Annotated in this window: 20 protein-coding genes; 4 read left to right on the plus strand and 16 right to left on the minus strand. The window is 55.7% G+C overall.

Translation table 11 applies throughout. From position 1 onward, the window contains the following. Window positions 1-9: 9 nt before the first annotated feature. The 4 genes from RCCS2_RS08010 to RCCS2_RS08030 all read right to left on the minus strand — a co-directional run bounded on the left by RCCS2_RS08010 (window position 10) and on the right by RCCS2_RS08030 (window position 7,193). Window positions 10-2,124, minus strand: a complete 2,115-nt coding sequence (locus RCCS2_RS08010; protein ID WP_008233056.1) for a S8 family serine peptidase — start codon at window positions 2,122-2,124, stop codon at window positions 10-12. Next, a complete protein-coding gene (locus RCCS2_RS08015) occupies window positions 2,100-2,879 on the minus strand; it encodes a phosphatase PAP2 family protein (RefSeq protein ID WP_156788481.1) in 780 nt (259 codons plus the stop codon). Before RCCS2_RS08015 ends, RCCS2_RS08010 begins: the two co-directional genes overlap by 25 nt. A gap of 443 nt (window positions 2,880-3,322) precedes the next feature. Next, the gene (locus tag RCCS2_RS08020; protein ID WP_008233058.1) at window positions 3,323-5,350 is read right to left on the minus strand and encodes a winged helix-turn-helix domain-containing tetratricopeptide repeat protein; all 2,028 of its coding nucleotides are present in this window, start codon (window positions 5,348-5,350) and stop codon (window positions 3,323-3,325) included. A gap of 760 nt (window positions 5,351-6,110) precedes the next feature. Beyond that, complete coding sequence (locus RCCS2_RS08030; RefSeq protein WP_037293754.1) at window positions 6,111-7,193, minus strand: zinc ABC transporter substrate-binding protein; 1,083 nt, start codon at window positions 7,191-7,193, stop codon at window positions 6,111-6,113. A 77-nt stretch (window positions 7,194-7,270) separates the two neighbouring features. Here RCCS2_RS08030 and RCCS2_RS08035 point away from each other — a divergent pair, with 77 nt between their 5' ends. The 3 genes from RCCS2_RS08035 to RCCS2_RS08045 are packed head-to-tail and all read left to right on the plus strand — an operon-like array spanning window position 7,271 to window position 9,305. After that, on the plus strand, window positions 7,271-7,768 hold the full coding sequence (locus tag RCCS2_RS08035) for a transcriptional repressor (protein WP_008233061.1): 498 nt from the start codon (window positions 7,271-7,273) through the stop codon (window positions 7,766-7,768). After that, window positions 7,765-8,508, plus strand: coding sequence for an ATP-binding cassette domain-containing protein (locus RCCS2_RS08040; protein WP_008233062.1), 744 nt, complete (start codon window positions 7,765-7,767; stop codon window positions 8,506-8,508). The genes RCCS2_RS08035 and RCCS2_RS08040 overlap by 4 nt, the downstream gene beginning before the upstream one ends. Further along, window positions 8,508-9,305 carry an iron chelate uptake ABC transporter family permease subunit gene (locus tag RCCS2_RS08045; RefSeq protein WP_008233063.1) on the plus strand — a complete coding sequence of 266 codons (798 nt, stop codon included), beginning with the start codon at window positions 8,508-8,510 and terminating at the stop codon, window positions 9,303-9,305. The genes RCCS2_RS08040 and RCCS2_RS08045 overlap by 1 nt, the downstream gene beginning before the upstream one ends. A 26-nt stretch (window positions 9,306-9,331) precedes the next feature. Here the strand turns inward: RCCS2_RS08045 and RCCS2_RS08050 are convergent, their stop codons facing one another. The 3 genes from RCCS2_RS08050 to RCCS2_RS08060 all read right to left on the minus strand — a co-directional run bounded on the left by RCCS2_RS08050 (window position 9,332) and on the right by RCCS2_RS08060 (window position 12,309). Next, window positions 9,332-10,096: an ATP-binding cassette domain-containing protein gene (locus RCCS2_RS08050; protein WP_008233064.1), complete on the minus strand. Its 765-nt coding sequence runs from the start codon at window positions 10,094-10,096 to the stop codon at window positions 9,332-9,334. Beyond that, entirely contained in the window at window positions 10,096-11,184 is a 1,089-nt protein-coding gene (locus RCCS2_RS08055; protein WP_008233065.1) for an ABC transporter permease, read from the minus strand. The genes RCCS2_RS08050 and RCCS2_RS08055 overlap by 1 nt, the downstream gene beginning before the upstream one ends. A gap of 105 nt (window positions 11,185-11,289) precedes the next feature. After that, window positions 11,290-12,309: a sugar ABC transporter substrate-binding protein gene (locus RCCS2_RS08060; RefSeq protein WP_008233066.1), complete on the minus strand. Its 1,020-nt coding sequence runs from the start codon at window positions 12,307-12,309 to the stop codon at window positions 11,290-11,292. Window positions 12,310-12,492: 183 nt separating this feature from the next. Between RCCS2_RS08060 and RCCS2_RS08065 the strand changes: the two genes are divergently transcribed. After that, window positions 12,493-13,695, plus strand: a complete 1,203-nt coding sequence (locus tag RCCS2_RS08065; protein ID WP_037293942.1) for an ROK family transcriptional regulator — start codon at window positions 12,493-12,495, stop codon at window positions 13,693-13,695. A 254-nt stretch (window positions 13,696-13,949) separates the two neighbouring features. Here the strand turns inward: RCCS2_RS08065 and RCCS2_RS08070 are convergent, their stop codons facing one another. From RCCS2_RS08070 to phnC, 9 genes are all read right to left on the minus strand, one after another. Next, window positions 13,950-14,636 carry an ABC transporter ATP-binding protein gene (locus RCCS2_RS08070; RefSeq protein WP_008233072.1) on the minus strand — a complete coding sequence of 229 codons (687 nt, stop codon included), beginning with the start codon at window positions 14,634-14,636 and terminating at the stop codon, window positions 13,950-13,952. Next, window positions 14,633-15,382, minus strand: a complete 750-nt coding sequence (locus RCCS2_RS08075; RefSeq protein WP_037293758.1) for an ABC transporter ATP-binding protein — start codon at window positions 15,380-15,382, stop codon at window positions 14,633-14,635. The genes RCCS2_RS08070 and RCCS2_RS08075 overlap by 4 nt, the downstream gene beginning before the upstream one ends. Next, a complete protein-coding gene (locus RCCS2_RS08080; RefSeq protein WP_008233075.1) occupies window positions 15,375-16,358 on the minus strand; it encodes a branched-chain amino acid ABC transporter permease in 984 nt (327 codons plus the stop codon). Before RCCS2_RS08080 ends, RCCS2_RS08075 begins: the two co-directional genes overlap by 8 nt. After that, window positions 16,355-17,275 carry a branched-chain amino acid ABC transporter permease gene (locus RCCS2_RS08085; protein WP_008233090.1) on the minus strand — a complete coding sequence of 307 codons (921 nt, stop codon included), beginning with the start codon at window positions 17,273-17,275 and terminating at the stop codon, window positions 16,355-16,357. Before RCCS2_RS08085 ends, RCCS2_RS08080 begins: the two co-directional genes overlap by 4 nt. Window positions 17,276-17,330: 55 nt before the next feature. Then, window positions 17,331-18,473 (minus strand): ABC transporter substrate-binding protein, encoded by a 1,143-nt coding sequence (locus tag RCCS2_RS08090; RefSeq protein WP_008233091.1) that lies wholly within the window; start codon window positions 18,471-18,473, stop codon window positions 17,331-17,333. 85 nt (window positions 18,474-18,558) lie between these two features. Further along, the gene (locus tag RCCS2_RS08095) at window positions 18,559-19,482 is read right to left on the minus strand and encodes an HAD-IIA family hydrolase (protein WP_008233092.1); all 924 of its coding nucleotides are present in this window, start codon (window positions 19,480-19,482) and stop codon (window positions 18,559-18,561) included. Next, window positions 19,446-20,261, minus strand: a complete 816-nt coding sequence (gene phnE / locus RCCS2_RS08100) for a phosphonate ABC transporter, permease protein PhnE (protein WP_008233093.1) — start codon at window positions 20,259-20,261, stop codon at window positions 19,446-19,448. The genes RCCS2_RS08095 and phnE (RCCS2_RS08100) overlap by 37 nt, the downstream gene beginning before the upstream one ends. A 1-nt stretch (window position 20,262) precedes the next feature. Next, window positions 20,263-21,099 (minus strand): phosphonate ABC transporter, permease protein PhnE, encoded by an 837-nt coding sequence (gene phnE / locus RCCS2_RS08105; protein ID WP_008233094.1) that lies wholly within the window; start codon window positions 21,097-21,099, stop codon window positions 20,263-20,265. Then, window positions 21,096-21,890: a phosphonate ABC transporter ATP-binding protein gene (gene phnC / locus RCCS2_RS08110; RefSeq protein ID WP_008233095.1), complete on the minus strand. Its 795-nt coding sequence runs from the start codon at window positions 21,888-21,890 to the stop codon at window positions 21,096-21,098. The genes phnE (RCCS2_RS08105) and phnC overlap by 4 nt, the downstream gene beginning before the upstream one ends. Window positions 21,891-21,945: the final 55 nt, after the last annotated feature.

The raw sequence follows: 21,945 nt of genomic DNA on the forward strand, positions 1-21,945 counted from the left end.
TTATCTACTTTACGCGCCAGGGCTGATTTCATTCACAGAAATATTCATCCGACCGCTGCCGGTTCGTGTTGCTATGGGCTTAGGTGGCGGGAAATTGGCATCTTGCAGCCCGGCTTGGATATGTAGCCAAGCACGGTCGCCATCCGCACCACCTGCCATTTCATTAACGGTGAAACGTGCGACACGTGGCGCTGAAACGCTGGTGCCGTTCTGGCGCACCATAGATCCGCTACGGGATCCTGCGCTGATCACGCCTTGTAAAACAAGGCTGTCGTCCGCCCGCGCCGATGCATCAGGGCCATCGCGATAGGGTATTGCTTCACCTCTGGGTGGGGTGATTGGCCCGGCGGCAGAGTAGTCAGACATCTTGCCGTTGCTTTGCGTCAGTCCACCAATGACCAGCGGTGACGGTCCACAGGCAAACCCACTGAGCGTTCCGGCCCGTCTGATCGGGCTGTCGGTGCCCGGTGGATCAACAGCAAGCGGTGCGCCAAATTTGTTAAAGCGCTGATAGTCGCCATTGTTGAAATAGGGCTGGCGGCCACCTGTGCGGAACCCGGGCAATGTATCATCACGTTCAATCCAGACCTGCACACTTTCGTCTGCGGCGATTTGATCTGGCGTGACCTCGATTTCCCAGCGGCCTGATGGGGCCAATGGGGCCGGTGTCAGGCTTGCCGTCGGATTCAGGCTAAGGGTGATGACACCGCGTGCTGTTGGCAATGGGGTGAACGCAAAAGACAGGCGCGCGACCTCTATGCCGTCTTGGTTTATCAAGGATTGATATGACCCGGCGGCGATATCCACAGGCCCACTTTGTAACCCGTCCGGCGTTGTTGCGCGCACGGTGACAAAGTTAGGTAGCGGGCTGGACGCGCTGTAGGGCATCCATAACTGCACTTCGCTCGCTGTACGGTCATCGGGCATCGCCACGAAATCAAGCACCTTTGCCGGGCGGCTGCCGCCCGCATCAAATGCCAGCATCGCGTGGGTGCGTGACAGATTGCCGTTACCAGCAGGCAAGACAAGCCGCAGTTCCTGATCAGCATCGCATTCCGGGCCAAAATAATCCTCGATCACACGTGCAATCGGGCTGGTGCCGTCATGTGGGCCGCCGAAGTTACCGTAGCTGAAGTTGAAAACAGCAGGCGGGCGCGAGCCGTCTTTGCAGCGGAACCGTGCCGCTTGTCGCGTCAATCGCAGCAGTGCCAGAACAAGGCTGGGTAGAATGCTACCGCCAGAGACGTCTTCGGTCACGCGCGTTGGCAATATGGCACAGAGTATGGGTCGGTCATCCGGGGCGGCATCCATGGGATAGCCCGCCGCCAACGCGGTGATATGTGTGCCATGCGATCGCCGCAAAGACGTTGGTGAAAACGTTCCATCGGCATAGTCGATCAGGCCCGCTTGTTGATAAAAGCGATCCTCATCCAGCAACATGGATGATGTATTGGCCACCAGCAACGCGTCAATCTGTGCCTTGTCCAGTTCGACACCGACCGAGGCCTGTCCGGGCGCTGTCCCGGGCATTGTTGGCAGAAGGGTTGCGTAATGAACGCGCGTCGATGTCAGGCTGTCGCGGAAGACATCGTTGCCAAAGGCAATTCCGTCGTCAATGACCGCTGTGATCACTGATCCGTTGGGCACCTTGATAATAGGTAGCGATGTGCTTTGGCTCTTGGCCTCCAGATTGATGAAATCCGGATCGATAATTGCACCAAGGATCACCGCTGCGACGTTGAATTTATCACCGGATAGGTTCAGATCGGTCAACAAATTCGTGGTCGCAAAGACGACAACAAGTTTGCTGTCAAAGCTGATTTCCCGATCTTTAGGGGTGTAGTCGGTCGGAATATGAATCTGACCGCGCAGACCTTTACCAAGGCCTTGCATGAAGGCAGCAATGCTTGTGTCGCGCAAATCAAGCAATGCGGACCACCAGATCGTCGCATCGCTATCGTCTTTTTCCCGGTCAGACCGTGCAACAAAGTTCTTTTGCTGCCCTAACCGGAAATCCACTGTATTGCTGGCGGCCCCCCGTTCAGCGACCCCCTGCCACTTTAGCCCCGATGGGCGTTTTGGTGATCCGTCCTTGCCCTTTAATCGCATGGCAGGTCCTGCCATTCGGCGACGGCCTTGCCCCACAACCATGCCAGCGGGGCGGAGTGCACTTCGTTTTTCGACGGTTTTCGCGTGGTTGTTGCCCATGGTTTATTGTTCGGTCCTGATTTCGCGGGCTGAAGATCATCTTGCGCCCCGTATAGTTGATGCCAGTCAAAGTCATCGGCGGCATCAAAGCGTGTGCCATCGAATTTTGCGCTTGTGCTGTCTTGCGCGGTTGGATCGCAGTGTTCGTGAATAAACTCTGCCAATGTCAGGCCCAGAAGTGACCCAGCAACGCTATCCATAGGGAAATGCACGCCAGCCACTGTTCTGTTAATTGCAATCCGTGATGCGAGACGCATCATCATTTCGCCCCAGACGCTATCTTGTTGGTATTGCGGCGTGCCCGATGCGCGCAGCAGCTTCCATAGCAAACGTGCAGCGATGAAAGCCTCGGTCGCATGGCCGCTGGGCAAAGACCCATGCGTCGGGGTCTGAATCATCGGCTGCACCTGCGGCGAAAACTCGATGGGGCGCTTGGCGGCAAGGGTGTATTTGATGCGCATGTGATTGTAATTGGCAAAGCGTAAGGCCGTATCCAATAACTCTATTGTAAACGGAGTACGGGCGGGATCAATGAATGCGATTGATGCTAGAAACGGTACAGGTGAGGCGAGTTGAGCAAGAATTTCAGCACCGCGATCCTGTCGTATATCAGCATAACCCGACAGAAAGCCCATCTGGTCCTTGAACTGCTCAATCGTAGGAGCTGTCATTTCGACAAGTGGTCGAGCTTGGACTTTGGGTGGTTGGTTAGGTTTTGAGTCCAAGCGCCACAAGTACGCGGTCGCGGTTTCATCGCAGCTAGACGAGTAAGTAACGCGTGTGCCGAGTTCAGAATCAAACACACGTGCGCGCACGTATGGTGAAAGACGCTTCAGGTTGGGCGGGTACTCACAACAACCCTGGACGATGTTTGGATCCAGATCCAAGGGCGCACCAACAATGCCATCGCGCGTTGTTAAGAGCGATTCTGCCCCTAACGGCCCCTCTGTTCCAGCCAAACCGGAAAGCCCGGACAATCCCGACAGGCCGGAAAGCCCCGACAAACCAGACAATCCTGACAACCCAGAAAGCCCTGATAACCCAGAAAGCCCGGACTCGGGTCCACCACCATATGTCATATTCAAAATCCTCTTTTAAAATACATTTCGTCTTTTTATTCGGGCACGCCAATCTCACGCAAAGTTGCTGCAAAGTTGCGCCCCAACTCGAAGTTAGCACTAGGAGAGTTCTTTAGCCAAGCACTGACACTTAGATTTGGTTGTAGGCGTAACAGTTCTTGTATGGTCCTGCGTGCAGCCTCTTCATCACCAAGCCGCATTTGGGCCACTGCTTTGACGCGTAATGTGGACGTATGTGTCCTGTTCAAGCGAATAGATGCCTTTGCCAGCGCGATTGCACGTTCGTAGTCTTCTGCTGCGATACTTGCCGTCGATGCCAGTGACAAAAAGAAAAACCGGTGCGGATCAAGCGGCGCAAGATGCAGCGCATGTTCACAGTCGCGCTTGGCCTCTTCGCCTTTGCCTTGGAAAGCGAACAATGCCCCTCGCAATACTCTGCCGCTCGCATCATTGGGATTGATGTCGAGTGCCGTATCATAGCGTTCTTCAGCCTCATCAAGCTGGTGCAAAAGGTGGGTCAGCACATTGCCTTCACTAATTAACGCGAGTGCATTTTCGGGATCAATGTCTAAAGCCTTCCTCGAAAATCCAAGCGCTTGCTGTGCTGCTTCTTGTGGGTTTCCTGACCACCCTTGCTGTACGCGCAGCACGTACCATCTTGCCATCCACGCAAGTGCGGCTGGATGATTTGGTACACGTTCAATAAGGGTGCGCAGCATCTCGCCCGCTAAATTGAAATCGACAGGCGCGAACCGGTACATCAACCCGACAGCCCCGATCAACAGCGAGTAATTCCGAAGTGTTGAGATCGGCCTGGAGCGCACCCGATCAATTTCGTTGAGTGCAATCGCTTTGCGCACCTTTGCAACGATTTCTTCAACCGCCTCTATACCATTCAGAATGTCGGTAACCTCGACAGCGACACGTTCGGCCCACAAGACCTTGTTTGTGCTGACCTCGGATAATTGAAGCATCATGCCGACATGGGTGTCATGTGTCAGGATCGTACCTGACAAAACAAAATCGGCGCCCAGCATGTCGCCGATTTTGTCCAGACTTGCCTCTTGCGCGCGAAAAGCTGTCGTAGAGAGGCGTGAAATCACATTGACATCCGCAGACCGCGAGAGTGTCGCAATCAGGTCGTCGGCCATGATTTCACCGATTACGTTGGTGTCTGCCGAGGCAATCCGCGCACGCAACGGCAAAACTGCGATGGTTGGCAACAGATCCTCGGCCGCAATATCGGGCATTAGCCGCGCGCCGCTTGTGTTTGCATGCACGCGAAACGCGCGTATGTCTTCATTTGTCGTCCGAAGTATCTGCTGGCCGAGGTCTTCAAAATCGAAATCAAGTTCGGCGTGGCACTGATCACGCGCCTCTACTGACACAACGACTTGTGCTTCTTGTGCGATGCCTGCCAGTCCTGCGACGCGTGCGCCATCATACGCCGCTTTGCTTGTTTGCCCTGCCGGTATCAGATCGACGCCGATCCCACAGTTCTGACCATTGGACGACGCGCTGAGCCGGAGGGCGAAACGCACTGCGGCCATCACATCGGGAAACGAAAAAAGAACGGTGTCATCTTTTGTCGGGATATGGGTGCCCGCGCCTAGACTGGCCGCTTCGTTTTTTATGGTTGTGAGGGCAAGCTGGACCTTTGGATGCGCGGGTTGGATGCAGACCAACGCCGAAACTGCATTCGCGCCACTGCTTTGACCGCCCATCAAAGCGGTCTCTGGCTGGTCTGTGTCCTGATGCGTCGGGCTAAGTTGATACCCGACCTTGGGCCGTGTTTTCAGAATACGGCGGTCTGTATCGCCCAAGGCGCGCCTGACATCGGCGATGCATTGCGTCAGGCTGTCGTCAGTTACGCTGACATCCTGCCAAACCGTTGAAATCAAATCATCTTTCGTGACTGTTTGGCCGATATTATCAACCAAAAGTGACAAAACCTGCGCGGACTGCGGCCGCAGGCTGACTTGATTGCCAGCCTCATCCAAAAGGCAATCCAGCCCAGTGTCATACGTAAAAAGGCCTAACCGCACCTTTACTTCACGTGTCAATGGTATCTCCCCACGACGCGCTTCAGGCCGCAACTGAAGGCGAAGTATTTAATTCCCAAGGACAATTTACCGTGGATCGCCTGTCGTGCAAGACAAATGGTACAAGCCGCCGGCCGCGAGCCGTGATGAAGCGTTCAGAAATTTTCAGAAAATTTCAGGAAAACCTTCAGGACTTTCAGGGCACACAAAAGTTAACGTTAGGTCACTGCTTAGCTGAGCGGGTGATGATCCAGACGATGACTTCTTCCAGTCAAATCGTCCAAGACCCGCAAAGCGACTGCAATGATGAGAGGAGAGATCACCATTAGTATTCGGTGAGTTGTTTAAGAGTGGTGGTCGAAACAGCCAGATGGCGCCGTCACATGTCAGGTTAGCCGCAAGCATACCTGTGTGGGGTTCGTGAGTGCACCTTGGTGCCGTTTGGTCGCATTCGTATTCTCCATGGGTCTGAACAGTCCCGGTTCAGACCCAGTCATCACAGTGACGGGTGCCGCTATTTGTGTGTTAGGGCGGGCATCTGATTGGTTAAAGAGTGAGATATATAGGTGGGCCTTTTCAGGCGGTCCAGACGATCGGATCGTAGGTGGAAGGGGACGTGACGAGAGATTTTAGAGAGTTATTTCAGCACCAAAAGGGCCCGGCACATGTTGTGTCGGGCTCAATTTCTTTTGGCGATTTATGCGTATCCAAAGGTGATCGCGCAGGCATTGCAGCAGCTTCGACAAAGCTGATTGTAAGATTTAGCGAAGCTGCGGTTAACCTACAGGCAATCGGCCAGTGTTGTAGCCATGTTCCGGATCAGTTGCGGATAAAGTGTTGGTCCGGGTTCCAGATCAGCGCCCAGCGGGTCAATCACGCCGGTGTTCGCCTCTGTTCCATCAAGAACTGTGTTAACCAGCCCCGCGTTAAACTGCGGCTCTGCCAGTACGCAGGCAATTCCTTCATCACGCACGCGCCCTTGAATTTCGGCAACCCGTGCCGGGCTGGGATCCGTAGCATCACTGAGCGAGATTGCGCCGGACGCCGGGAAATCGAAATCTGTTTCGAAATACTGATAGGCATCATGGAAGGCGACAAAACTTTGGCCGCGTACCGGTGCGAGTATCTCATTAACTTCAGCAGAAAGGGCTTCCATCTCGGTCTTTGCGGCAGCGGCGTTGGCAAAGTAAGCGCCTGCGTTTTCGGGATCTGCCGATGATAGTTCTGCCGCGATCATGTCCAGCCAAGCTGTTGCATTAGTCGGTGATAGCCACGCATGTGGATCATGTGCGCCGTGATCATGCCCTTCATGCCCATCGGCTTTCGCATGATCTGCGTGGTCATGGTCATCATGTGCATCGCCTTCAGCGTGATCGTCATGTCCGTGATCGTCGTGGTCATGTTCGTCATGATTATGCGCGTCTTCGGCATGATCGTCGTGGCCATGCGCGTCATGGTCGTGATCCGCGTGATCATCATGCGCTTCGCCATGTTCGTGCGCCTCAAACAAAGCGTCCTCGCGGAAATCAAGAAGTGTGGTTTCATCCGCTTCAAGCAGGGTGAGAATTGTCGCATCCGTCGTCAGCGTATCGATCGCATCTTCCATCCACGGTGCCAGATCTTCGCCCATCCAGACAACCATATCAGCGTCTTGCAGGGCCCCGGCCTCTGACGGGCGCAGGCTGTATTCGTGCGGGGATGCGCCGGGTGGCAGAATAAGGCTGGGTTCACCCACGCCGTCCATGACTCGGGCGACAAGTGAATGCACCGGTGCGATATCAACAGCCACATTCGGCACATCGGCCATGGCTGTTCCACCCATCAAAATGGCAATTAAAGAGAGTGAAGCGCGCTTTGTGGACATTGGGACCTCTATGTGATTTTATAACGTTACGCATTATTTAGATGATATACAATAACATTACAAGAGAGGCGCAAAGCATGTCTGGCGAAAATGCGACCCCGCTGGGGTTTGAAAAGCACGATCACAAGGCTTGCGTCGTAGGGGCATTGGCCGCAGCTGAGGCGCGCTGCGCTGCAGAGGGGCTGCGTCTGACACCTGTCAGGCAGAAAGTGTTAGAGCTTTTGTTGCGGGAACATCGCGCACTTGGGGCCTATGCAATTCTTGATCTTTTGCGGGATGCAGGTTTTGGGTCGCAGCCGCCCGTGGCCTATCGGGCGCTTGATTTTCTGGCCGAACATGGGTTCGTCCACAAGATCGAACGCTTGAATGCGTTCGTTGCATGCGCCCATCCAAATGAAAACCATTCACCCGCCTTTATGATTTGCCGTCTTTGTGATGCCGTGGCCGAAGCACATTCCACACCCGCAAAAGGCGCGTTGGGCGATGCGGCAAGGGCTGCTGGATTTCAGATCGAAAAGACAGTTGTCGAGGCAGAGGGCGTGTGCCCCGCCTGTGTGGATAAGGCCGACGCATGAGCCTGATCACCGTTACTGACCTGCACGTCGCCTACGGCGCCAACACAGTCCTGCGCAATGTTGCGTTGCATATTGAACCGGGTGAAATCGTGACCATCGTGGGTCCCAACGGGTCCGGCAAGACAAGTTTGCTGCGCGCGATCATTGGCGCGACTGGCGTAACAAAAGGCGACATCGCCTTAAAACCTGGCCTGAAGATTGGCTACGTGCCGCAACGCCTGCACATCGACCCAACCCTGCCGATTACTGTCGCGCGTTTCATGCGCTTGACCAACAAGGTTTCCAAATCGGTATGTAGCGCGGCATTGGAAGCAGCGGGCGTGCCGGATCTGCTTAATCGGCAGATGTCACAGCTTTCTGGCGGCCAGTTCCAGCGTGTCATGCTGGCACGTGCCTTGATCAACGAACCTGATGTTTTGCTATTGGATGAAGCGACACAAGGGCTCGACCAACGGGGTTCTGCTGCGTTTTATCATCAAATTGAACAGGTCCGCCGCGAAACGGGTTGCGCTGTTTTGATGATCAGCCACGAACTGCATGTGGTGATGAGCGCCTCAGACCGCGTGATCTGTTTGAACGGCCACGTCTGTTGCGAAGGGACGCCTGCGGTTGTTGCTTCTGCGCCAGAGTATCGCGCGCTTTTTGGCACTGGCACCGGTGGGGCGCTGGCGCTTTATCGTCATGATCACGACCACAATCATGACCATGATCATGGTCATACCCACGAGGCCGCTGAATAATGCTTGATGACTTTATGACCCGCGCCATGCTTGCCGGGGTCGGTGTTGCGCTGGCCGCTGCGCCTTTGGGCTGTTTCGTGGTCTGGCGCCGCATGGCCTATTTTGGCGATGCGACGGCACATGCAGCAATCCTTGGGATCGCGCTTGCGCTTGCGTTTGAGATGTCGATCTTCATCGGTGCGATGGCTGTCGCGTTGATTATGGCGCTCACCGTGACCTTCTTATCCGGTCGCGGCTATGCAATGGATACGCTGCTGGGTGTATTGGCGCATTCCGCACTTGCTTTTGGCCTTGTGGCGGTATCGTTCTTGTCAGGCATTCGGATTGACCTGATGGCGTATCTGTTTGGCGATATTCTTGCGGTGTCGCGCACTGATCTGGTGGTGATCTGGGGCGGTGCCGCGCTTGTTGTTGCCTTGATCCTTTGGCGCTGGTCGGCCTTGCTGACATCAACGCTGAACGAAGAACTGGCCTACGCAAGCGGTCTGAACCCCAAGCGTGAACAGCTTGTCTTGACCATTGCGCTAGCCATTACCGTGGCTGTTGCGATTAAAGTTGTTGGCGTTCTTTTGATTGCGGCCATGCTGATTATCCCGGCGGCTGCGGCGCGTGGGCTTGCACGCACACCCGAGGCGATGGCCGGGATCGCGGCTGTCATCGGGGCCATTTCTGCAATCGCGGGTCTGCAAGGTGCTTATATTTTCGACACCCCGGCGGGACCGTCGATTGTGTGCGTTGCGGCAATTCTGTTTACGGTGCTCAATCTGATGGGGTGGCGCAGCCGGACGGGCGTATAAGGGTCCAATAATCCCAACGCGGGATGCTATTGCAGGGGTGCTTCTTTCGCACCAGTCATGAAGGCCACCGCATCTGACATGGTGTAGTCTTTGGGGTCTACGACGCACAGCCGTTTGCCCAAGCGATGCACATGAATGCGGTCTGCCACTTCGAAGACGTGTGGCATGTTGTGACTGATCAGAATGATCGGAATACCGCGAGAGCGGACATCAAGGATCAGTTCAAGCACGCGGCGCGATTCTTTCACGCCAAGTGCCGCGGTCGGTTCATCCAGAATAATCACTTTGGAACCAAACGCAGCAGCCCGCGCCACAGCAACACCTTGCCGCTGGCCGCCCGAAAGCGTTTCAACGGCCTGATTGATGTTTTGAATTGTCATCAGCCCCAGTTCGGACAGCTTATCGCGCGCCATCTTTTCCATGCGCGCACGATCCAACTGACGCAACCATTTGCCGCGAAACCCGGGTTTGCGCAATTCACGCCCCATGAACATATTGTCTGCAATAGATAGGGCAGGGGACATTGCGAGGGTCTGGTAAACTGTCTCGATCCCTTCGTCGCGGGCATCGGTGGGCGAGGTGAATTTCACTTTGCGTCCTTCAAGAAAGACCTCGCCTTCGTCGGGGATTACAGCCCCCGAAACAGCCTTGATCAGGGATGATTTACCCGCCCCGTTGTCACCAATGACGGCCAGTATTTCGCCCGGATAAAGATCAAAATCACAATGGTCCAATGCCGTGACTTTGCCATAACGCTTTACCAGCCCACGACCTTTCAAAATCGGTTCCATTATGCTGATACCTTTCTGATCCACTGGTCCACCGTTACAGCGCCAATAATCAACACGCCGATCAACAGGAAGGTCCACTGCGCGTCAGCACCCGCAAGGCGTAGACCAAGGGTAAACACCCCCACAATAAGCGCCCCAAAGAGTGGGCCGAGGATGGAACCACGTCCCCCAAAAAGCGAAATGCCACCGATCACCACGGCTGTGATGCTTTCAATATTCAAAAGCTGCCCTGACGTTGGGCTGACCGATCCAATGCGGCCAATCAAAGCCCAGCCTGCAATCGCGCATATAAAACCCGTGACAGCATAGACAGAGATTAAAGTGGAGCGCACGTTAACACCCGACAGCTGCGCTGCCTCGGGATCATCGCCAACGGCGTAGACATGTCGCCCCCACGCGGTCTGGCTTAGGACATAAGCAAGAACGGCAAAGATCAGCACCATGGCGATCACGCCGTAGGTAAACGTGGCACCGCCGCGCCCATCGGCATCAGCCCCGATTTTAAATGTTGTGCCAAGCAGCTGCAAAAGTGGGGCCTCTGCCTCAATATCCTGACTGCGGATTGTTTCGTTGGCAGAGTATAGAAAATTAGCGGCCAGCACGATTTGCCACATACCAAGGGTCACAATAAAGGGTGGCAGTTTCATGACCGCCACCAACCATCCGTTGATTGACCCGATCAATGTGCCAAAGGCCAGGCCCAGTGCGACGGCTGCTTCGACGGGCATACCGTAGCGAAATGTAAATTGCCCCATGATGACGCTGGACAAGACCGCGATAGCACCCACGCTAAGGTCAATGCCGGCGGTCAGGATCACAAGGCTTTGTGCTGCGGCGACAATGCCGACGATCTGCACCTGTTGCAGAATAAGCGTCAGCGCAAAAGGCGAGAAGAACTTTGAGCCCAGCAACAGCCCAAAGACGGCAATGGATGCGACCAGAACAAACAGTGGCACCAATGCGGGATTGACGTGCAAAGCATGTTGCAAATGCGCAAGGAACCCTTTGCGTTCGTCGGCAAATTCGGCGACCGCTTCGGTGCGGTTGGTTTGGGCCGCGGCCTCGTAATTGTCGGAATCGTTTGGCATCAGGGCCCCCTTGTTGCGTCACTGTGGCATGCTAGCACAGCCTAGGGTGAAAAAGGGCAACTTGCGTTGCCCCCTTTCCGTTTCATCGGGAAAGGTAACTGGGACTTAGCCCCAGCAAAGGTCGGTGCCTTCGGCAACCGAAATGCTGTCCACACCATCGGCAGGCTGGTCTGTGACCAATGCAACGCCTGTATCAAAGAAATCTTTGCCGGGAGTATTTTCAGGCATCGTGCCGTCTGCCGCAAAGGCGGCAATCGCTTCGATCCCCTTTGAGGCCATCAACAGCGGGTACTGCTGTGATGTCGCGCCAATCACCCCGTCCGTGATGTTCTGCACGCCCGGGCAACCGCCATCGACAGACACGATCAGCACGTCATTTTCGCGCCCGATGGATTTGAGCGCCTCATACGCACCCGCCGCAGCCGGTTCGTTGATCGTGTAGACGACATTGATCTCTGGATCGACGGCAAGCAGGTTTTCCATCGCACGCCGCCCACCTTCTTCGTTACCGGCAGTCACATCGTTACCAACGATACGCGGATCATCTTCGTCGCCGTTTACGTTTGGATCAGCAAGATCAATGCCGAAGCCTTGCAAGAAACCTTGGTCGCGCAGCACACCAACACTTGGCTGGCTAACCGCAAGATCAAGCATCGCGATTTTTGCATTTGCTGCATCATCGCCCAGCGTTGCCGCGGCCCATTGCCCGATCAATTCACCGGCAAGAAAGTTGTCGGTCGCGAAAGTCGCATCAGCGGCGTCAATCGGTTCAAGCGGTGTATCCAAGGCAATAACCAGCAGGCCAGCATCACGGGCCTGGGTCACGGCACCAACGATTGATGATGTGTCAGAAGCCGTCAGCAAGATACCGGACGCACCATCAGCGATGCATGTTTCAATCGCGGCAACTTGGGTTTCGTGGTCGCCATCAACCTTACCGGCGTAAGAACGCAATGTCATTCCGGCGGCCTCTGCCGCGGCTTCTGCGCCTTCACGCATTTTCACAAAAAACGGGTTTGTGTCGGTTTTTGTGATCAGACAAGCGGATGTGCCATGGGCATCTGCTATCGCCGTTCCAGCCGTCGTGATTGCGGCAAGTGTTGTGCCGATAAGAAGTTTTTTCATGTTTTCCTCCCAGAAAATCAAGTATCCGAGGGCCACCCACCCCCAAGGTTTCTGCCGCACAAGGCGGCATAGATGCCCTAAGGGAAACTGATTCCCCCTCACCTGTCAATTAATTAATTAACTTTCTTTATTAATTAACAGCCGCTAGAGTTTTTCATATGTAAGGTGCTTATGGACGCCGAAATGCCAAAGACAGTTGTCAGATCAATCAGCGCTGGGCTGAGCCAGAAAGGTGTCAGCAACCACAATGAACGGTTGCTTTTGACGCTGCTGCAACGACATGGGAACATGCCTGCAAGCGACCTTGCGCGTTTGTCTGGTCTGTCTGCCCCTGCGGTGTCTGCTATTCTTAAGCGTCTCGAAGGTGATGGCCTATTGGGGCGCGGTGATCCGCAACGCGGGAAGGTCGGCAAACCGTCGGTTCCAATGATGCTTTCGCCTGATGGTGTGTTGGCGTTTGGGTTGAAAATCGGACGCCGCTCAGCCGATCTGTTGCTGATGGATATTACCGGTGCCGTTCGTCATCAAAAGCAGTTCAAATACGATCTGCCGGTTGCGAAGGATGTGTTTGCATTTGTGTCAGATGGCATGGCTGCGGTCATGGCAGAACTTCCCCCACATATCGCAAACCGCATTTGCGGCATTGGCGTGGCCGCCCCGTTTGAAATGTGGAACTGGAAAGAACCCAACGCCGCCAGTGCGCCAGAGTTCGCAGGATGGAAAGATATCAACATCCATGTTGAAATCAGCAAATTTAGCGCATTGCCTGTGTCACTTGTCAATGACGCAACCGCAGCCTGCCAAGCCGAACATATTTTTGGCCGCGGCAAGGAATTTCGCGATTATGCCTATTTCTTTGTGGGGGCATTTATTGGTGGGGGCATCGTGCTGAACCACTCTGTTTTCGAAGGGCGGCAAGGCAATGCAGGTGCGCTTGGGTCACTGCCCAGTGTCAGCCCTTTGGGTGAAAGCAAACAACTGGTAGATATGGCATCCATTCACCTGCTTGAGGCGCGATTGGCCGAGGTCGATGTTGATCCTTCGTTGCTGTGGCAGACCCCTCAGGACTGGACCGAGATTGCTCGCTATGTCGATTTATGGCTGGGACAGACAGCACAGGAACTTGCCAAAGCGTGCCTTGCCACATGTTCGGTCATTGATTTTGAGGCTGTTTTAATCGACGGCGCTTTTCCCCCAGAAGTGCGCGAAGAACTGGTCGCGCGTGTACGGCGTTACATGGCCAATCAAGATACACGCGGCTTGCTTCCGCCCCGTATCGAAAGCGGCAGCATTGGCGGAAACGCGAGAGCAGTGGGGGCTGCGTGCGGACCAATCCTTTCAGGGTTCTTGCTGAACACCAACGCGGGTTTGGCTGTGGCGTCTTAGGATGTGATTTTATCGGCTGTTGGCTGATCTTTGGACAGCACAAAAGCACGGCTGGTTTTGGGTTTCATCCTCGATCTCACGAAGTCGATCATGCCCCGAACCTTTTGAGAAAGGTAGGAACGGTTTGGATACGGTGCGGTTTTATTGCATCTCAGGCGGCCCTATTGATCGCAACAGCCCAATAGCTTTGTGATATCGGTCACACTGACTGGGGCCGACAATTCCGTTGTATCGGACCAAAAGGAATTATCTCACTACACCCCGATAAGTCGCGTCGCGACATCGGGCGTGACATCGTTGATCTGACCTGTCCAAGCTGACCGCCCACGTTCCAAAATCACAGCGTGATCGCAGATTTGTTTGAGCTGTGAGAGCGATTTATCAACAATGATAATGGCCAGCCCGGTTTCGGTTTTAAGCTGTGCAATCGCTGTCCAGATTTCTTGCCGGATCATGGGCGCAAGGCCTTCGGTCGCTTCATCCAACACCAGTAAACGCGGATTTGTCATCAGTGCGCGACCTATGGCAAGCATTTGCTGTTCGCCGCCGGACAGTGTTTGCGCAAGCTGCGTTTTGCGTTCGGCCAGTCGCGGGAAAAGCTGTGTGACACGGTGTACATCCCAATGGCCCGGCCGTGCGGCGGCGATCAGGTTTTCGTGCACCGTGAGGCTGGCAAAACAACGCCGGCCTTCCGGCACAAGGCCGATACCCAGACGCGCTGCTTGGTGGATGGCAAGTTTATGCAGGTCGTGGCCATCAAAAACGATGTTTCCGGTGCTTGGCACCATGCGGAATATGGATTTGACCGTTGTGCTTTTGCCCATGCCATTGCGGCCCATCAATGCGACGACCTCGCCCGCTGACACCGACAGATCAACGCCAAACAAGGCTTGGGATGCACCGTAATGTGCCGTGACATTTTGCAGGTGAAGCAGTGTCATGCCTCATCCCCAAGGTAGGCGTCGCGCACTGCTTGGCTTGCCCTGATTTGTGCGGTGGTCCCTGTTGCGATGATTTTTCCGTAAACCAAAACGCTGATCCGGTCGGCCAAAGCAAAAACCGCGTCCATATCATGTTCCACCAACAGGATCGGCGCTTCTTGCCGAAGACCGTCAAGAAGGGTTGTCAGCGCCTTCGATCCGTCCGCGCCAAGGCCCGCCATGGGTTCGTCCATCACAAAAACCTTGGGTGCGCGCGTCAAGGCAACGGCGGTTTCCAATAGTCGCCTTTGTCCATGGCTCAGTTCAGCGACCTGCATATGGTCAAGATCGGCGATGCCAACGCGGGCAAGGGCGGCTTCGGCTTTGTCGCGCAGATCACGATCAGCCAACGCAGGCCGAAAAAAGCGCCAGGGTGAGCTTGATATATTAAGCGCGCCCAGCATCACATTTTGCAGGACCGTATCGTCCATCGCCAGTTGCGATATCTGGAAGGTACGTCCGATGCCTGCCTTTGCGCGCACGGCTGTGCCCGTGCCGGTCAGGTCCTGCCCCGCCAAGGTGACACGCCCGCTGTCAGACGCAAGCCCGCCGCAGATCTGGCCGATCAATGTGGATTTGCCCGCCCCGTTGGGGCCGATGATCGCGTGTATTTCACGCGGTCGAACGTCGATGGACACATCATCTGTCGCCTTGAGCGCACCGAATGATTTGTTCAGGTTGTAGGTTGCAAGCACGGGGTCAGTCATGGGCCACATGCTTTCCCGCGATCAACCCGACTATCCCGCCACGCACGAACATCACAACCAGCAAAAGCAGGACGCCAAGGTAGATATGCCAATAATCGCTAAGATCGCCCAAGACATGTTCCAGCATCACAAAGACAACCGCGCCAACAACAGGCCCACATAACCGGGCGACACCGCCAAGGATGATAAAGATCATAATCTCGCCCGATGTCTGCCAACTGAACATCGTCGGGCTGACAAACCGGTTCAGATCAGCAAAAAGCGCCCCTGCGAGGCCTGTAATGACGCCCGAGATGACAAAGGCCACCAGTTTCAGGCGTTGCGGGTTCAGCCCTACCGCCTCGGCCCTTTGTGGGACCTGACGTGCGGCATTCAGGGCCAGCCCAAATGGGGATTTCGCGATGAGTGCGTTGAGGAGCAGGACGATCAGTAGGATCGTGAAACAGATCGCAAAGAAGTTTATGGGCACCAGCGTATTAAGCCCCGGAAAGTCGTTGCGCAGGTAGATGGATAACCCATCTTCGCCGCCATAGGTCGCCCAACTGATAGAAAAATAATAGAACATTTGCCCGAAGGCCAAGGTGATCATGATGAAGTAAACCCCACCGGTCCGCAACGACACCAGCCCGATCAGAAGGGCCGCAATGCCCGATGTCACCATCGCCACAAGCCAGATGACGGGCATCGACTTGGTCCCTTCGATCAGGAATAGACCGTCCATCAAGGGTGTGTAGGTCTGTGCGTGGTGCGCCAAGATGCCCATTGCATAACCACCAATGCCAAAAAACACCGCGTGCCCAAGGCTGACCATACCGCCAAGCCCCAAGGCGATGTTCAGACCAGTCGCGGCCAGCGCAAAGATAACTGCACGTGTGGCCAGCGTGATTGTGAAGGGTTCATTGGCCACAACCGCCCAAGCGGGCACAGCGATCAGCAAAGCCAACACAAACGTATTAAGATAGCTTTCGCGGATCATGCGCGGGCCCCGAACAACCCAGTGGGTCGCCAGATCAGCACTGCTGCCATCAGGATATAGATGGCCATTGATGCCAGCGCTGATCCTGATGTTTGTGCCGTTGCCGGTTCCATAAACAGTTTGAAAAGTTGCGGCAGGAAAATTCCGCCCAGAGTGTCGGTCAGCCCGACCAATATGGACCCGATCAATGCCCCTTTGATCGACCCGATCCCCCCGATGACGATAACCACAAAGGCGAGGATCAGCACCGGTTCCCCCATGCCCACTTGCACAGATTGGATTGCCCCCACCAACGCCCCGGCAAGACCCGCAAGTGCGGCCCCAAGTGCAAAGACCAATGTATAAAGCCGCGAGATATCGACACCAAGGGCCGCGATCATCTCGCGGTCGTTTTCGCCAGCGCGGATTTGAATACCGATACGCGTGCGTGTGATTAAAAGGCCCAAACCTGCGGCAACCAGCAAGCCGATCCCGATCAGGAAAAGCCGATAAAGCGGGTATTCAATCCCGCCGGGCAATGTGATGGGGCCAGACAAATAAGCCGGTATGTTTAGAAACAGCGGGAATGATCCGAACACCCAACGCGTTCCTTCGGAAAAGATCAGGATCAGTGCAAAGGTCGCAAGCACTTGATCAAGATGGTCTGCGGCATAAAGTCTGCGGATCACAACCGTTTCCACCAGCACACCCGCAATCGCCGCAGCTGCCATTGCCGCCATCAAAGCCAGCACAAACGATCCCGTCAGTCCCGCCACCGCCGCCGCTGCAAAGGCGCCGACCATATAAAGCGACCCGTGCGCCAGGTTGATCAGCCCCATCACGCCAAAAATTAGCGTCAGCCCGGCCGCCATCAAAAACAGCATGATGCCGAATTGCAGGCCGTTCAGGACCTGCTCAATGATCAAAAGTGTCGTCATGGTCTGCCCGGCCTATGTTCGGGCCAGCCGGTGCCGGCCCGAATGATCTGCCATCTTAGAATGAACAATCACCGGCGTAGGCGTCGCCGTGATTTTCCAAAGCAACGCCGATGATCTTGTTCGTGTAGATATCGCCTTCCTTGATCACCTCACGGGCGTAGATGTCTTGGATCGGGTGATGGTTTGGACCAAAGGCAAAGTCGCCACGGGTGCTGTCGAAATCAGCAGCTTGCAATGCTGCGCGGAATGCGTCGGCATCGCTTGGTGATGCGGTTTCCAAGGCCGAAATTAACAGGTTTGCCGTGTCAAACCCCTGGCTTGCGTAGAGCGAGGGCAAGCGGTCGTATTCCGCCTGAAAGGTTTCAACAAAGGCCGCGTTGGTCGGGTTGTCGATGTCTTTGTTCCATTGGCTGGTGTTTACCACGCCTAGGGCTGCATCGCCCACGGCCTGCAAAATCCCTTGATCAAACGAAAACGCAGGGCCGACGACAGGCAGGTCGATGCCGCTGTCGGCGTATTGCTTCAGGAACGAAATCCCCATGCCGCCGGGCAGGAAGAAAAAGACACTATCAGCGTCAGACGCACGGATCTGCGCGATTTCAGCGGCATAGTCCGTCTGGCCCAGTTGCGTGAAAATCTCACCTGCGAGCGCGCCTTCATAGGTCCGTTTATAGCCTGTGAGCGCGTCTTGCCCTGCGGGATAGTTCGGCGCGAGGATAAAGCTATTCGTGTATCCCGCACTTGTTGCATGCGCACCAGCGGCTTCGTGCAGGTTGTCGTTCTGCCACGCCACGTTGAAATAATTCTCATGACATCCGGCACCCGCCAAAGCGGATGGGCCCGCATTGGGTGACAGATAGAACTTCCCTTGTGCTGTGGCACTTGGCACCACTGCCATGGCAAGGTTGGACCAGATGATCCCGGTCATGACATCGACGTTTTCGGCTTGGATCATCTTATCAGCCAATTGTACAGCGACATCAGGTTTGCGCTGGTCGTCTTCGATGATGACCTCGATATCGTCACGTCCGGATTGCGCAATGGCCAGCATAAAGCCGTCGCGCACATCAATGCCCAGTCCAGCGCCACCGCCAGATAGCGTGGTGATCATCCCAACCTTGACGCCATGCCCGTCAGCAGACGCGCCGCCCGCCAAAGCCATCAGCGCCGCCGATAGCGCAAGTGTTTTCAATTTCATCGTTATTTCCCCTACTGAACCTGTTGTGCGCAGTTTTGGGCAAAGGGCCACGGATGACAAGGCACTGCTACAAATGAATTGCGCGTTAGGTTGTCACCAGCACATGATCAGGTTTTATACCGCTGGCTGCGATGGCAGACGCGGGCTCTGCATCGCGCAACAACCCATGCGACACGATCAGCGCTGTAGCTGTGCCGCCGGTTTGCCCGCCCAGAATATCGGTGTGCAGACTGTCACCCACCATCACGGCGCGGGTTCCCGGCGTGTTGCCAAGCTGCGCAAAGGCCAGATCGTAAATGCTGCGATAGGGTTTGCCGTGAAAGACAGGTTCAACCCCGGTGTTATCGGCAAGCTGATGTGCCCAATGCCCCGGTTCCTGTGATGGACCTGCTTCGCGGGGCGCCGCGATATCGGGGTTGCCAACGTGAACAGGGCGCGGATTGTTCCGCAGTGACGCTTCAAGCAGGCCTTGGCGGTGTTCCGTCCAGATACCACTGCCGATGAGCAGAAATCCGGCGGCTTTGTCGTATGTGGCAGGGTCGTCTTCAAGAAAATCGAGCGCCAGTGTTTCAAGGTCCTCGCGCCCCAGTGCGGGGTTGGCCATCACCCCCCAATGGTCTGTCGTCCCAGTCAGGGCCGCAAGCAGCGCCTTGCGGCTGGTGATCACGTCATCCGGTGCGAAATCAAACCCGAGGCGTGCATATTTTTCCATCAACAAGTGATGCGGAAATCCGGCAGCATTGGACACCACAAGCACGCGCTTGCCTGCCGCCTGCAGATCAGCAATGCGTTCAGGCGCGCCGGTGATCGCGGTTTCCCCGATATTCAGAACACCGAACGCATCCAGCAGGAACACATCATAAAGATCGGCAATATCCGATAAATCGCGTGCATGCGTGCAGGCCCCACCCGGGCCTGCGGCAGGCAGCCTTTGGCGTACCGCCTCGTAAGCGTCAAAGATCGGTCCGTGGGTCAGATGATGGCTCCGCGTACTTTGGCAGAGACCCATTCGGAAATGACGACAGCCGCAAGGATGACCAACAAAATCAGCGAGACTTGCGGCCACGCCAGCGTGTTCAGCGAGGCCTGCAATTGCAGCCCGATCCCGCCTGCACCCACAAGCCCAAGAACAGTAGATTCGCGGATGTTGATATCCCAACGAAACACGGCAATGCCTGCAAAGGCGGGCATGATCTGCGGCACGATCCCATAGACCATGACCTGCCAGCGGGACGCGCCTGTGGCGGTCACGGCCTCAACCTGGCTTTGGTCAATTTCTTCGATCGCTTCATACAGCAGTTTAGCGCAAAACCCGATGGACCGGATCGCGATGGCAATAATCCCGGCAAAGACACCGGGCCCGATGATTGCGATCAGCAACAAGGCCCAGATCAGCGAATTGATTGACCGGGTGGCAACGATGATCAGCAACGCGATAGGCCGAATAAACAGGGTTGATGGTGTTGTGTTGCGGGCCGCAAGAAACGCGATGGGCACCGCAAGGATCAGCGCGCCGATGGTGCCCAGTGTCGCGATGTTCAATGTGTCCCAGATCGGCCACCACAGGTTATCCATATAGGACCAGCGCGGCGGGGTTGCGCGCCCCAGAATATCGCCTGCGATATTGGGTGCATCCCACACAAAGAACCACGTTGTCGCGTCCGAGATCTGTTGCCAGCACCACAGGAATATCGCAATCCCCAGCAGCCAGACGAACCAGCGTGTCAGCGTTTCGTTGCGATTGCGCAGGCGCCAGACCGGGCCTTCTGAACTTTCAATAACCGGCATCTTATTGCACCCGTGCGCGGACAATGCCGCTGATATATTCAAGGGCCATCACAATGCCGATGATGATTAACAGGATCGCGGCGGCGGTGTCGTATTCGTACCGGTCAAAGGCGGTGTTCAGCGTGGCACCAATGCCACCTGCACCAACAAGACCCAGGATCGCGCTTTCGCGGAAGTTGATATCAACGCGGTAGATCGACAACCCGATCAGGCGCGGAATGACCTGTGGTTTTACGCCATAGTCGATCCACTGTGACCAACGGGCACCGGTGGCGCGCACGGCCTCTGCCTGTGATCTGTCCATGCTTTCGATATCTTCGGCAAGCAGTTTGGACAGAAACCCGATTGTCGCAAAACTAAGGGTGACGAAACCCGCAAAGGGGCCAAATCCAAAGATCGCAACCAGCAAAATAGCGACGATAATTTCTTGCAGGGCGCGCGAGACGGCGATGATCCCGCGACAAATCAGATAAATGGGTAAGGGAGCAATATTGCGTGCCGCCCCCAGCGCAATGGGAATCGAAACCAAGATGCCCACGACCGATGACGCGACGGTCATGACGATGCTTTCCAACATCCCGTCCCAGATCGCATCGGCGCGACTGACAAAATTAGGTTGCGTGAAGGCCATGATAAACGCGCCGCCCCGGTCCAACCCTTCATAAACACGGGTCCAGTTGACCTCGACCGACAGAAAAGCAGCGATCAGGTAAGCGATGCCCCCGATCACCAGTACCCAACGCAGCCAAGCGCGTTGGACCAATGGTGGGCGTCGCCAGCGGGTTCCCAGCATTTCATTCAGTGTGGGGTGCGTTTCACCGGTGGCATAGGCGTTCATTCGGCGGCCTCTGCGGTGCCGTCTTCGTCGACCTTTTCAATCGTCGCTTCCCAGTCCTCTTCGCCGTAAATCTCGTTCAGGGTTTCGGGCGTCAGCCCATCTGGTGCGCCGTCATAGACGATTTCGCCAAAGCGCAGGCCAATCACCCGCGCCACGAACATCTGGGCCAAGGCCACATCGTGAATGTTGATAATCGCGGCAAGGCCCCGTTCGGCGCAAAGTTCGCAGATCAGGCGCATGATCTGGCGGGATGTTTTGGGATCAAGCGATGCGGTGGGTTCATCCACAAGCAACAGGGCAGGGTCCTGAATAAGGGCGCGACAAATACCGACGCGCTGGCGCTGCCCGCCCGACAGCTGATCAGCGCGTTTATCAGCCATGTGGAGCAAACCGACACGGTCCAGCAGGCGAAACGCCTCGTCCACATCTTTTTGCGGGAAACGGCGGGTCAGCGCACGCCAAAACCCCACATAGCCCAAACGCCCCGAAAGCACGTTTTCCATCACGGTCAGCCGTTCAACCAGCGCGTATTCCTGAAAGATCATGCCCATACGGCGCCGTTCACGTCGCAACGCACCCGCCCCAAGGCCGGTGATATCCACATCGGCCAAAGTGACCGTGCCAGACGTTGGCGGCACCAGCCGGTTGATGCAGCGGATCAAGGTGGATTTCCCTGCGCCAGATGGACCAATCAGGGCAAGCACTTGGCCCGCAGGAACATCCAATGTGACGGCTTTGAGCGCTTGATCGCCCGTCTTGTAGGTTTTGGTCAGCGCGTCCAGTCGCAGCATTTAGTCTACCTCAATATGATTGGCGTGCAGCGGAAAGATCCGCCGCACGCCTGCG

This window comes from Roseobacter sp. CCS2 (assembly GCF_000169435.1).
In the GTDB taxonomy this organism is placed as follows: Bacteria; Pseudomonadota; Alphaproteobacteria; order Rhodobacterales; family Rhodobacteraceae; genus Yoonia.

Coding starts and splice junctions, on each gene's coding strand:
- RCCS2_RS08090 (WP_008233091.1), bottom strand. CDS start 18,473: ATGAAATTGAAAACACTTGCGCTATCGGCGGCGCTGATGGCTTTGGCG.
- RCCS2_RS08080 (WP_008233075.1), bottom strand. CDS start 16,358: ATGATCCGCGAAAGCTATCTTAATACGTTTGTGTTGGCTTTGCTGATC.
- RCCS2_RS08015 (WP_156788481.1), bottom strand. CDS start 2,879: ATGACAGCTCCTACGATTGAGCAGTTCAAGGACCAGATGGGCTTTCTG.
- phnE (WP_008233094.1), bottom strand. CDS start 21,099: ATGAACGCCTATGCCACCGGTGAAACGCACCCCACACTGAATGAAATG.
- RCCS2_RS08060 (WP_008233066.1), bottom strand. CDS start 12,309: ATGAAAAAACTTCTTATCGGCACAACACTTGCCGCAATCACGACGGCT.
- RCCS2_RS08045 (WP_008233063.1), top strand. CDS start 8,508: ATGCTTGATGACTTTATGACCCGCGCCATGCTTGCCGGGGTCGGTGTT.
- RCCS2_RS08055 (WP_008233065.1), bottom strand. CDS start 11,184: ATGCCAAACGATTCCGACAATTACGAGGCCGCGGCCCAAACCAACCGC.
- phnC (WP_008233095.1), bottom strand. CDS start 21,890: ATGCTGCGACTGGACGCGCTGACCAAAACCTACAAGACGGGCGATCAA.
- RCCS2_RS08040 (WP_008233062.1), top strand. CDS start 7,765: ATGAGCCTGATCACCGTTACTGACCTGCACGTCGCCTACGGCGCCAAC.
- RCCS2_RS08070 (WP_008233072.1), bottom strand. CDS start 14,636: ATGACACTGCTTCACCTGCAAAATGTCACGGCACATTACGGTGCATCC.
- phnE (WP_008233093.1), bottom strand. CDS start 20,261: ATGCCGGTTATTGAAAGTTCAGAAGGCCCGGTCTGGCGCCTGCGCAAT.
- RCCS2_RS08095 (WP_008233092.1), bottom strand. CDS start 19,482: ATGGGTCTCTGCCAAAGTACGCGGAGCCATCATCTGACCCACGGACCG.
- RCCS2_RS08010 (WP_008233056.1), bottom strand. CDS start 2,124: ATGGCAGGACCTGCCATGCGATTAAAGGGCAAGGACGGATCACCAAAA.
- RCCS2_RS08030 (WP_037293754.1), bottom strand. CDS start 7,193: ATGTCCACAAAGCGCGCTTCACTCTCTTTAATTGCCATTTTGATGGGT.
- RCCS2_RS08085 (WP_008233090.1), bottom strand. CDS start 17,275: ATGACGACACTTTTGATCATTGAGCAGGTCCTGAACGGCCTGCAATTC.
- RCCS2_RS08035 (WP_008233061.1), top strand. CDS start 7,271: ATGTCTGGCGAAAATGCGACCCCGCTGGGGTTTGAAAAGCACGATCAC.
- RCCS2_RS08075 (WP_037293758.1), bottom strand. CDS start 15,382: ATGACTGACCCCGTGCTTGCAACCTACAACCTGAACAAATCATTCGGT.
- RCCS2_RS08065 (WP_037293942.1), top strand. CDS start 12,493: ATGCCAAAGACAGTTGTCAGATCAATCAGCGCTGGGCTGAGCCAGAAA.
- RCCS2_RS08050 (WP_008233064.1), bottom strand. CDS start 10,096: ATGGAACCGATTTTGAAAGGTCGTGGGCTGGTAAAGCGTTATGGCAAA.